Here is a 10,912-nt window from a genome sequence, read left to right on the forward strand (position 1 = left end):
CGCGGCGCGGCCGGCACGCCGGGGTCAGGCGCCGGGCAGCGCGCCCGGGCGGCCGAACAGGTAGCCCTGGCCGAACGCGACGCCGAGCCCGGCCATCAGCGCGGCCTGCGCCTCGGTCTCGATCCGCTCGGCCACCACCTGGGCGCCGACGGCGCGGGCCAGGTCCACCATGGCGGCGATGAAGCCGCGGTCGCGCTCGCTCTCGACCGCGTTGGTCACATAGACGCCATCGACCTTGACGAAATCCACCCGGAAGGCGCGCAGGTAGCGGAAGGCCGCCGCGCCGGCGCCGAAATCGTCGATGCAGATGGGCAGGCCGAGGGCGCGCAGCGCGTCGACGGTACGCCGCGCCTCCGCCTCGTCCTCGATCTCGGCGGTTTCGGTGATCTCGACCAGCAGGCGCTTCGCGAGATCGGGCGCCGTTTCCAGCAGGGCGCAGAGGCGTTCGCGAAACGGCGCCGATTGCAGCGACAGCCCCGAGAGGTTGCAGGCGATGCGCGCGCCCGCGGCCGCGCGCGCCGCCTCGCAGGCGGTCTCGACCACCGCCCAGTCGAGCGCCTCCGACAGCCCGACCGTCTCGGCGAGGGCGATGAATTCCGACGGCTCGCCATAGGGCGTGCCGGGGGTCGGGATCGGGCGTAGCAGCGCTTCGTAGTGGTGGGCGCGGCGGTCGGCGAGCAGCACGATGGGCTGGAAGGCCAGGCGGAATCGCCGTTCCGAGATGGTCCGGCGCAGCGCCGTCGCGCGCTCCGCGGCACTCGCCACGAAGCCCGACAGGCCGCCCGAGAAGCCCGCCCTCTCCAGCGCCTCGTCCCCGCCGCGGGCGAAGGCCGAGAGCGCGAAGCGCAGCGCCCGCGTGGCCTGCACCGGCGACAGGTCGCCCGAGGCCAGCGAGACGGCGCGCGTGCCGATGCTGCCCGGCAGCCCATGCTGGGCCAGCAGCAGCGCCACCTGCTGCGACAGCGCGCCGAGATCGGGCAGCCCTTCGCCGGGCAACACGCCGAAGCGCCCGGAGCCGAAATCCGCCGCGACCGCCCCCGCCCCGCCCTGGGTCGAGAGCAGCTGCTGGATCCGCGCCGCGAGGTCCGCGCGCGGCGCCAGCGCCCCGCCATCGCCGGTGAGTTCGATCAGGCCGAGGGCCGCGTTCTCCTCCCCGCCGCGCAGCAATTCCTCGGCGGCGCGGGCAAGGCCCGGCCCGCCCGGCAGTGGCCCGCCCGGCAGGTCGTTGGGCAGCGGCGCGAAGGTCAGGCAGAAGGCGCCCGTGCGCCCCGGCACCGCCAGCCCGGCCACGCTGAAGGCCGATCGCGCCCGGTCCGCCAGGCGGATCGCGGTGGGGCGGATGCGCCCCGTGGCGCTCAGCAGCTCGAGCGCGGTGCCCATGCCCGATCGCTGGTCCCGCGCCACCAGGTCCTGCACCGGCCGGCCCAGGAAGCCCGCGCCGGGGCGGCCGAAGCGGGCCGGGAAGGCGCCCTCGGCAAAGGTGATGCGGCCTTCCGCGTCGGTCTCGACCAGCAGTTCCGCGGCGGCGAAGGCGAAGGTCAGGAAGCGGTCGGCGGCGTTGACGGCGCTCGGCCGCACGATGTCCTGCATGGGTCCACCCGGTGGCGAGGGGCGCCATCCTCGCCGCCGGACCTTAAGCGCGGATGAAGCGCGCCCTTCAGCGTGCCTTGATCGGCCGCGTGCCGTGGCTGTCCTGCGGCACGCCGCGGCCGAGCGACATGTGGCTGTGCACGCCGACCCAACGCCCGTCTGGCTGCTTCTGCAGCACGATGGTGGCGCGGCCCGGGCGGTCGAATTCGCTGCCATCGGGGTTCCAGCCGATGCTGGTCCAGGGCGTGACCGCCACCGCCATGCCGCCACCGGGGGAGGCCAGCACCTCGGTATTCGCAAGGTCGAAGCGGAACTCCTTGGTGCGCGGCCACACGTTGGACCATTGCGTGTCGGTCCAGGCCACGCGCGATCGCACCAGCTCCTGGTAGGTGCCGAAGATGACGATGTCGTCGTGCCAGAACGGGTAGGCCGACCGGAAATCGACATCGCGCACGCAGGCGGCGAAGCGGTCGAGCCAGTCGAGGATCTCGGCGCGCAGCGCCGCGTCGGCGACGGGAACGGGAAGGTTGGTCATGCGCGGCGCCCCTGCTGGGCCGCGGCGCGGGCGCGGCGGCCCGCGCCGGGCTGCGTCACTTCACGACCGAGAAGGCGGTCGGCTTCAGCGCCATCACGGTCTGCTGCTTCAGCGCGCCGAGCCCGCCCACCACCTTGCCGAATTCCTGCCACTGCGGGTCGGCCGCCATGGCGGTGCGCCGGCGGTCGCGGTCGCCGAAGCCCTCATACAGCCAGCAGAAGACGACCTGGTTGATCGGGCCGATCTCGGTCACGCCGAACATCAGCAGCTGGCCCAGGATGCGCTTCTGCACCGGCAGGCCCAGCTCCTCGTAGGCCTTCAGCCAGGCCGGCATCTTGCCCGGGTGGAAGTCGTAGGTGCGGTGGTCGACGATCATGCCGGTGCCGCCGATCTCGCGCTTGAAGGCGAAATCCTTGGCCGACTGGATCGGCGAGAAGGCGGTCGGCTTCAGGAACTTCACTTCCTGCGACATGATGCAGCCGGCGGCGAGCTTCTTGAACTCGTTCCACTGCGGGTCGGCCTCGCGCGCCGCCAGGCCTGCGTCGCGCGCGTCGATGTCGTCCCAGCCGCGCATGAAGACGAAGCGGTTGATGGTGCCGACCTCGACCGTGAAGGTGCCCATCGAGGGGGCGCCGAGCGTCCGGACCGAGGACGGGAAGCCGTGGCTGCCGAAGGCGTCGATCCAGGTCGGCTGCTTGCCGGGGTGGAAGGTGTACTGGCGGTGTTCGATGTACATCGCGTTTCCTCAAGGATGGCGGCGGGCGCACCTTCCGCCGGGCGCGGCGGGGTGGCAACCCTCGGCGGAGGCGCGCCGTGCTGCACCGCAACAGATTTGTGGTGGCCGGCGACGCGAAATCTGTTCTAGGTCAAGAAGCCGGGCAGTCCGACGTGGCACCCCTGGCCGCGATAGCCCCAGGAGCCGCGCCATGCCCGCCGAGACCCGCCCGATCGACCCACTTCCCACGGTCTGGGACCCGGACAGCCGTGTGGGCGACATGTTGAAGGGCAAGCGCGGCCTCGTGGTCGGCATCGCGAATGCCGATTCCATCGCGTATGGCTGCGCCGTGAAGCTGCGCGCCTTCGGCGCCGACCTCGCCGTCACATACCTGAACGAGAAGGCCGAGAAATACGTCCGCCCGCTGGCCGAACAGCTGCAGGCGCAGATCATCGCCCCACTCGACGTCCAGCAGCCCGGTGCGCTGGAGACGCTGTTCGAACGCATCGGCCGGGACTGGGGCAGCCTCGACTTCGTCATCCATTCGATCGCCTTCGCCCCGCGCGAGGACCTGCATGGGCGCGTGGTGGATTGCTCGCCCGAAGGCTTCGCCCAGGCCATGCACGTCTCGTGCTGGTCCTTCCTGCGAATGGCGAAGCTGGCCGAACCCCTGATGGACAAGGGCGGCGTGCTGGTCACCATGTCCTACTACGGCGCCGACAAGGTGGTGGGGAACTACAACGTGATGGGGCCGGTGAAGGCGGCGCTGGAGGCGTCCGTGCGTTACGCCGCGGCGGAGCTCGGCGAACGCGGCATCCGCGCCTTCGCCGTCTCCCCCGGCCCGCTCAAGACCCGCGCCGCCTCCGGCATCGCTCAGTTCGACGAGCTGGTGCAGATGGCGCAGGAACGCGCTCCCCAGCACCGCCTGGTCGACATCGCGGAGGTCGGGCGCGTGGTCTCCTTCCTGGTGGGCGGCGCGTCCAGCGGCATGACCGGCGACACGATCTACGTCGATGCCGGCCTGCACAACGTGGCCTGAACGCGATGCGTGAAGCGATCTCCCCCGAGGCGGCGGCCGCGCTGGTGCCCGACGGCGCCACCGTGATGATCGGCGGCTTCCTCGGCGTCGGCTCCCCGCGGCGGGTGATCGACGCGCTGGTGGCGCGCGGCGCGCGCGGCCTGACCGTGATCGGCAACGACACCGGGCGGCCCGACCTCGGTATCGGCCGGCTGGTGGTGGCCGGCTGCGTGGCCCGTGTCATCGTCAGCCACATCGGCACCAACCCGGTGACGCAGCAGAAGATGATGGCCGGCGAGATTGAGGTGGACCTCGTGCCGCAGGGCACGCTGGCCGAGCGCATCCGCGCCGGCGGCGCGGGCCTGGGCGGCGTGCTGACACCCACCGGCGTCGGCACCACGGTCGCCGAGGGCAAGCAGGTGATCACCGTCGATGGCCGCGACTACCTGCTCGAGAAGCCGCTGCGCGCCGATGTCGCCCTGCTGCACTGCTACGAGGCCGACTACTACGCCAACCTGACCTACCGGCTGACCGCGCAGAACTTCAACCCGGTGATGGCGATGGCCGCCGACCTCGTGATCGCCGAGCCGGACGAGGTCGTACCGATCGGCGTCATCCCCCCCGACCATGTCCGCACGCCGGGCATCCTGGTGACCCACCTGGTGGAAAGGCCGCGCTGAGATGGACGCGAAGGAGATCATCGCGCGTCGCGTCGCGCAGGAGCTGCACGACCGCACCCTGGTCAACCTCGGCATCGGGCTGCCCACGCTGGTGGCGCGCTACGTGCCCGAAGGGATGCTGGTGGCGTTCCAGAGCGAGAACGGCATCATCGGCTTCGGCGCCCGCCCGCCCGAGGGCATGGAGGACCCGAACCTCACCGATGCCGGCGGCGGCTTCATCTCCGCCATTCCCGGTGCCTTCGCCTTCGACAGCGCTACATCCTTCGCGCTGATCCGCGGCGGACACCTCGACATGACGGTGCTGGGCGGGCTGCAGGTGGATGCGAGGGGGCGGCTCGCGAACTGGACGGTCCCAGGGCGCATGGTCGCCGGCATGGGCGGCGCGATGGACCTGGTCGCCGGGGCGAAGCGCGTCGTCATCGCCATGCAGCATGCCGCGAAGGGCGAGGCGAAGATCGTCCCGGAACTCACCCTGCCGCCCACCGCCGCGCGCCCCGTATCCCTGGTGGTGACCGACTTCGCGGTGATCGAACCCACACCGGAGGGGCTGGTGCTGCGCGAACGCGCGCCCGGTGTCCCGGTGGAGCAGATCATCGCCGCCACCACCGCGCCCCTGATCCTGCCCGACACAATCCCGGAGATGCGCCTGTGACCCTGACCGCCCCCGCGCTCATCGGACGTGCCTGGGACGAGATCGACGTCGGCGAAAGTGCCAGCATCACGCGCCTGTGCACGCCCAACGACCTGATCGTCTTTGCGCATGCCTCGGGCAACCTCAACCCGGTCAACCTGCCGGGCGAATCCGAGCAGGAGACCGGGCGCACGGCGGTCGCACCGGGCATGTGGTGCGCCTCGCTCTTCTCGGCGGCGCTGGGCAACAAGCTGCCGGGTCCGGGCACGGTGTACCGCTACCAGGACATCCGCTTCCATGCGCGCGTCGAGGCCGGCGACGTCGTGGTCGCGACTGTGACCGTGCGCGAGAAGCTGCCCGGAAACCTGCTGGTCATGGACTGCCGGCTCGAGAAGGAGAACGGCGTCCTGGTCGCCATCGGCACCGCGGAGGTCAGCCCACCGCCGACCCGCCTGATCACCGATGGCGTCGTCATCCCGGCGCTGACGCTGGTACCGCGGGGCAAATTCTCCCGGCTGCTGGAGGCCTGCCGCGGCCTGCCCCCCATGCCGACCGCGGTGGCCGCGCCGACCGACGAGAATTCCCTCGGCGGCGCCTGGGAAGCCACGAAGGAAGGGCTGATCGCCCCCATCCTGGTCGGGCCCGAGGCCGAGATCCGCGCGGCGGCGGCGAAGATCGGCTGGGACCTGAAGGACGCCGTCATCGAGCCCGTCGGCTCCGTCCACGACGCGCCAGCGCGCGCCGTCTGCCTGGTCCATGAGGGCAAGGCCGAGGCGGTGATGAAGGGCAACATCCACTCGGACGAGGTGCTGAAGCACGTCACCAAGAGCGATGGCGGGCTGCGTGCCGGGCGGCGCATCAGCCACGCCTTCGTGCTCGACATCCCGGGCCACCAGGGGCTGATGATCATCTCGGATGCCGCCATCAACATCCTGCCCGACCTGATGACCAAGGCCGACATCGTGCAGAACGCGATCGACCTCGCGCAGGCGATCGGCATCGCCGAACCGCGCGTGGGCATCCTCTCGGCGATCGAGACGATCAACCCCGCCATCCCCTCCACCGTGGACGCCGCGGCGCTGTCCAAGATGGCCGAGCGCGGGCAGATCAAGGGCGGCCTGGTGGACGGGCCGCTCGCCATGGACAATGCCGTGGACCTGGAGGCGGCGCGCACCAAGGGCATCCATTCGAGCGTCGCGGGCCGCGCCGACGTGCTGATCGCGCCGAACCTCGAGGCCGGCAACATGCTGGCCAAGCAGCTCGTCTTCCTCTCGCAGGCCGATACCGGCGGGCTGGTGCTCGGGGCCAAGGTGCCGGTCATGCTGACCAGCCGCGCCGATGACGAGCATGCGCGGCTGATGTCGGCAGCCTTCGCGGTGCTCTATGGCTATTGGCGCCGGACCGGGCAGTCGCGGGTTGCGGAGATGACGACGTGATCGCGGCAGGCGATGTGGTGCTGGTGATCAACGCCGGCTCCTCCTCGATCAAGTTCGAGGTCTTCGAGGTGCCGGCCGCACCGCCGCCCATCCCGCGCTTCGCCGGGCAGCTGGAGGGCATCGGCGCTTCGCCGCGCTTCACCGCGAAGGATGCGGCGGGCACGCGCCTGGCCGAGCGCCACTGGGACGACGGCAACGCGCCGGCCAACCACCGCGCCGGGCTCGGCATCATCATCGACTGGCTGGAGGGCGTGCTGGCCGGGCGGCGCGTGGCGGCCATCGGGCATCGAGTGGTGCATGGCGGGCCGGACATGGCTGCGCCCGTAATGGTGGACGTGGCGGTGATGGAGCGGCTGCGCGAACTGGCGCCGCTCGCCCCTCTGCACCAGCCGCACAACCTCGCGGGCATCGCCGCGGCGGCGGAACGCTTCCCCGGCGTGCCGCAGGTGGCCTGCTTCGACACCGCCTTCCACCGCAGCCATGCCTGGGAGGCCGACACTTTCGCCCTGCCGCCGGAATTCTATGCGCGCGGCATCCGGCGCTACGGCTTCCACGGCCTGTCCTACGAATACGTCGCGCGCAGCCTGGCCGAGAGCGAGCCTGCGCTGGCCGCCGGGCGCGTGGTGGTGGCGCATCTGGGCAATGGCGCCTCGCTCTGCGCCATGCGGGGCGGGCGCAGCGTGGACAGCACCATGGGCTTCACCGCGCTCGACGGGGTGCCGATGGGCACGCGCTGCGGACAGATCGACCCCGGCGTGCTGCTGCACCTGCTGACGACCGAGGGCATGGACGCCGCTGCCGTGCAGAAGCTGCTGTATGGCAATGCCGGGCTGAAGGGCATGTCGGGCATCAGCCAGGATGTGCGTGACCTCGAGGCCAGCGCCGATCCGCGCGCCGCGCAGGCACTGTCGCATTTCTGCTGGCGCGTCCGCCGCGAGGTCGGCGCGCTGGCGGCTGCGCTCGGCGGCATCGACGCGCTGGTCTTCACCGCGGGCATCGGCGAGAACGCCCCGGCCATCCGCGCAGCGGTCTGCGAGGAGCTGGGCTTCCTCGGCATCGCGCTCGATCCGGCGCTGAACGCGGCCAATGCGCCCGAGATCTCCGCGCCCGGCGCGGCTACCCGCGTCCTGGTCCACCCGACCGACGAGGAAGGCATGATCGCCCGCCACGTGCTGGGCCTGCTGCAACGCAGCGAAAACGCTTGAAGCCCTGCCCGCCGCGGCGCAGAAAATCGACCTGACGACGGAGTACCCGACCATGCCCCCGATCCCGAGCCTGCCGACCCGCGAACTGGCGGAGAAGGCCCAGGAAACGACGACCCGCGTGCTCGACCAGATGCGCGCCCTGACCGAGGTGATGGGCCGCCATGCCGGCGCCCTGATGCCCGCGGTGCCGGGCAGCGCCAGCGCGCAGGCGATGAAGGACCTCGCCGCGAGCTTCACCCGCACCCCGGCCGCGCTGGTGCAGGACGCGCAGGCCTACGCGACCGACGCCGCGCAGCGCTGGGTGATGTTCTGGGACGTGATGCGCCAGGCCGGCAACAACTTCGTCGAGCACGAGCGCGCCGGCTGCCCGCCCGTGCTGTTCTTCGAATACGAGACGGTGGTCGATGGCCGCACCCTGCCCCGGCCGGTGAACTACGCGCTGGTGCGCATCACCCCGCCCGAGGGCACCCGCGCCGCCGACCCGAAGCTGCGCCCCTTCGTCATCATAGACCCGCGCGCGGGCCACGGCGCGGGCATCGGCGGCTTCAAGAACGACAGCCAGGTAGGTGTCGCGCTGCGCCGGGGGCATCCGGTGTATTTCGTCATCTTCTACCGCGAGCCGGAGAAGGGGCAGACCATCCTCGATGTGACGGCGGCGGAGGCGACCTTCCTCGGGCGCATCGCCGCCGACCATCCGGCCGCGCCCAAGCCCGTGGTGATCGGCAATTGCCAGGGCGGATGGGCGACCATGATGCTGGGCGCGGCCGCACCCGACGCGGTGGGCGCGCTGGTGCTCAACGGCGCGCCGCTGTCCTATTGGGCCGGCGAGAAAGGGCGCAACCCGATGCGCTACCTGGGCGGGCTCGCGGGCGGCGGCTGGCCGTCCTCGCTGATGGCGGATCTCGGCAACGGCAAGTTCGACGGCGCCGGGCTGGTGGCGAACTTCGAGAGCCTGTCGCCGGGCAACACCTGGTTCCGTAAGTATTTCGACCTCTATGCCAGCGTGGACAGCGAGGCCGACCGCTTCCTCGAATTCGAGCGCTGGTGGGGCGGCTACTTCCTGATGACCACGGACGAGATCCGCTGGATCGTCGACAACCTGTTCATCGGCAACCGCTTCTCCTCCGGCACCATTTCCTCGGGCGGGGGCGAGACCTTCAACATGCGCGAGGTGAAGGCACCGGTCATCGTCTTCGCCTCCTCCGGCGACAACATCACCCCGGTTGGCCAGGCGCTGCGCTGGATCGCCGACGTCTATCGCGACGAGCAGGAGATCAAGTCGCTCGGCCAGACCATCGTCTACCTGCTGCACGACCAGATCGGGCATCTTGGCATCTTCGTCTCCGGCGCGGTGGCGAAGAAGGAGCACAGCGAGATCGCGACCACCCTTGAGATGATCGAGGCGGTGGCGCCGGGCCTGTACGAGATGCGCATCACCGGCCACGGGGGCAGCGGCTCCAACGAGGAATGGCAGGTCGAGCTCGTCGAGCGGAAGATCGCCGACATCCGCACCCTGTCGGGCGAGGCGAGCAACGAGGCCTTCCCCGCCGTCGCCAAGATCTCCGAGATGAACCAGCACCTGTACGACGTGCTGGTCAGCCCCATCGTGCGGCAATTCGCCACCGAGGCGGGCGCGGAGGCCCGCCGCCAGGCGAGCCCCATGCGCACGCGTCGCTACATGCTCTCCGACCTCAATCCCTTCATGATGCCGGTGCGCGCGCTCGCCGGCATGGCGCGCGACCGTCGTGCCCCGGCGGCGCCCGACAACCCCTTCCTGGCGCTGGAGAAGGCCTGGGCGGACAGCGTCGAGCGCAGCATCGACACCTGGCGCGACCTGCGCGACGCGACCATGGAGACCGCCTTCCACGCGATCTATGGCGGCCTCGCGGCTGTGGGCGTGACCGGTGACGACACGGCGGCCGAGGCCGAGGCGGCGCGGCGTTCCGTCTCCATGGAGCCGGCCCAGCATATCGATGCCCGCGCGAAGGTCGCCGAGGGCGGCTATGCCGAGGCGGTGATCCGCATGATGATCCTGCTGGCCGACGCGCGCGGCGGCGTGCGGCGTTCGCGCCTCGCGCGGTCCAACGCGCTGCTCACCACCGAGCCGCCCTTCGTCGGCATGAGCCCGACGGCGCGCCAGGCCATGATCCGCGAGCAGACCGTGATCGTCACCCTGATGCGCGAGGAGGCGCTCGCCACCCTGCCGAAGCTGCTGCCCAGCGCCGCCGAGCGCCGCAAGGCGCTGGCCGCGGTCGAGCACGTGGCCGGGCCGGACGAGGAACTGGGCGACAAGGCGCGCGAGATGCTGGTGGCGATGCGCAGCACCCTCGGTCTCGGCCCCAAGGCGGCAGTCGCCTGATTCCCGCCGCGCCGGCGGAAGCCTTGCCCCTGGCGCGTGGTCTCGCGCTAGGATGGCAGGCCACACCACCGGCGAAGGCCATGGCCGCGACGGCCGCGACGCACAGCACCGTTCTTGACCTCGCGCTGGTGCAGCGCGCGCCGGGTCTCGCGATGAAGGCGGCGGAGCAGGCACTGATCGCGTTGCGCGACCAGCCGCCCGACATGCCGGCGGCGGTGCGCGCCGCGCTCGCCGACGCCGCCGGCACGGTGGATCCATCCGCCCCCGCGCATCGCGCAGCGCTTGCCATCGCGCAGGCCGTGCAGGACCACGGCGCGGGCTTTCCTCCGGGTCGCGAGCCGGCCTACCACGACCGCCTGCACCAGGCGGAGGCGACGCGCGCCATGGGCTGGCTGGCCGGCGCGGCGCGGCACGATGGGCTGCTCTCGCGCGAGGAAGCGGGGCTCGCCGTCGCCGCGATGGCGGCGCACGACCTGCTGCATGACGGCCAGGCGCATGCCGAGCGCGGCCTTCTGGAACGCCGCTCGGCCGAGGCCGCTGCCGCCATCGCCGCCGCACAGGGCCTGCCGCCCGACGAGATCGCGGCGCTCCGCCGCATCGTGCTCGCCACCACCTGGCCCTGGGAGCATGGCGAGGCGACGGACCTGCCCTGCCGGCTGGCGCGCGAGGCCGACCTGTTTGCCAGCAGCCTGCCGAGGCTCGGCCCGCGCCTCGGCCGGCTGCTGGCGCGCGAACAGATCGAG

10 protein-coding genes are annotated in these 10,912 nt (G+C 71.6%); 7 read left to right on the top strand and 3 right to left on the bottom strand.

Annotated features, from left to right (window positions below):
- Positions 1–24: 24 nt before the first annotated feature.
- The 3 genes from HW578_RS16375 to HW578_RS16385 form a co-directional block, all read right to left on the bottom strand.
- Positions 25–1,590, bottom strand: coding sequence for an EAL domain-containing protein (locus HW578_RS16375; protein ID WP_198371673.1), 1,566 nt, complete (start codon positions 1,588–1,590; stop codon positions 25–27).
- Between the two features lie 67 nt (positions 1,591–1,657).
- On the bottom strand, positions 1,658–2,125 hold the full coding sequence (locus HW578_RS16380; RefSeq protein WP_198371674.1) for a YybH family protein: 468 nt from the start codon (positions 2,123–2,125) through the stop codon (positions 1,658–1,660).
- 55 nt (positions 2,126–2,180) lie between these two features.
- Positions 2,181–2,861, bottom strand: a complete 681-nt coding sequence (locus HW578_RS16385; RefSeq protein WP_198371676.1) for an NIPSNAP family protein — start codon at positions 2,859–2,861, stop codon at positions 2,181–2,183.
- A gap of 190 nt (positions 2,862–3,051) precedes the next feature.
- Here HW578_RS16385 and fabI point away from each other — a divergent pair, with 190 nt between their 5' ends.
- The 7 genes from fabI to HW578_RS16420 all read left to right on the top strand — a co-directional run.
- Positions 3,052–3,879 (top strand): enoyl-ACP reductase FabI, encoded by an 828-nt coding sequence (fabI, locus tag HW578_RS16390; protein WP_456308287.1) that lies wholly within the window; start codon positions 3,052–3,054, stop codon positions 3,877–3,879.
- Between the two features lie 5 nt (positions 3,880–3,884).
- Complete coding sequence (locus HW578_RS16395; protein WP_198371677.1) at positions 3,885–4,538, top strand: CoA transferase subunit A; 654 nt, start codon at positions 3,885–3,887, stop codon at positions 4,536–4,538.
- Position 4,539: 1 nt separating this feature from the next.
- The gene (locus tag HW578_RS16400) at positions 4,540–5,190 is read left to right on the top strand and encodes a 3-oxoacid CoA-transferase subunit B (protein ID WP_198371679.1); all 651 of its coding nucleotides are present in this window, start codon (positions 4,540–4,542) and stop codon (positions 5,188–5,190) included.
- On the top strand, positions 5,187–6,605 hold the full coding sequence (locus tag HW578_RS16405; protein WP_369407907.1) for a bifunctional enoyl-CoA hydratase/phosphate acetyltransferase: 1,419 nt from the start codon (positions 5,187–5,189) through the stop codon (positions 6,603–6,605). Before HW578_RS16400 ends, HW578_RS16405 begins: the two co-directional genes overlap by 4 nt.
- A complete protein-coding gene (locus tag HW578_RS16410; RefSeq protein WP_369407908.1) occupies positions 6,602–7,810 on the top strand; it encodes an acetate/propionate family kinase in 1,209 nt (402 codons plus the stop codon). The genes HW578_RS16405 and HW578_RS16410 overlap by 4 nt, the downstream gene beginning before the upstream one ends.
- 52 nt (positions 7,811–7,862) lie before the next feature.
- Positions 7,863–10,169 carry a DUF3141 domain-containing protein gene (locus tag HW578_RS16415; RefSeq protein WP_198371681.1) on the top strand — a complete coding sequence of 769 codons (2,307 nt, stop codon included), beginning with the start codon at positions 7,863–7,865 and terminating at the stop codon, positions 10,167–10,169.
- A gap of 80 nt (positions 10,170–10,249) precedes the next feature.
- A partial coding sequence (locus tag HW578_RS16420) for a hypothetical protein (protein WP_198371682.1) occupies positions 10,250–10,912 on the top strand: 663 nt, incomplete at its 3' end.

Source organism: Roseomonas rosulenta (assembly GCF_016106005.1).
GTDB lineage: Bacteria > Pseudomonadota > Alphaproteobacteria > Acetobacterales > Acetobacteraceae > Neoroseomonas > Neoroseomonas rosulenta.

Bases quoted from the DNA above. Each gene is read 5' to 3' on its own strand.
- HW578_RS16400 (WP_198371679.1), top strand. From the start codon at position 4,540: ATGGACGCGAAGGAGATCATCGCGCGTCGCGTCGCGCAGGAGCTGCAC.
- HW578_RS16380 (WP_198371674.1), bottom strand. From the start codon at position 2,125: ATGACCAACCTTCCCGTTCCCGTCGCCGACGCGGCGCTGCGCGCCGAG.
- HW578_RS16385 (WP_198371676.1), bottom strand. From the start codon at position 2,861: ATGTACATCGAACACCGCCAGTACACCTTCCACCCCGGCAAGCAGCCG.
- fabI (WP_456308287.1), top strand. From the start codon at position 3,052: ATGCCCGCCGAGACCCGCCCGATCGACCCACTTCCCACGGTCTGGGAC.
- HW578_RS16375 (WP_198371673.1), bottom strand. From the start codon at position 1,590: ATGCAGGACATCGTGCGGCCGAGCGCCGTCAACGCCGCCGACCGCTTC.
- HW578_RS16415 (WP_198371681.1), top strand. From the start codon at position 7,863: ATGCCCCCGATCCCGAGCCTGCCGACCCGCGAACTGGCGGAGAAGGCC.
- HW578_RS16395 (WP_198371677.1), top strand. From the start codon at position 3,885: ATGCGTGAAGCGATCTCCCCCGAGGCGGCGGCCGCGCTGGTGCCCGAC.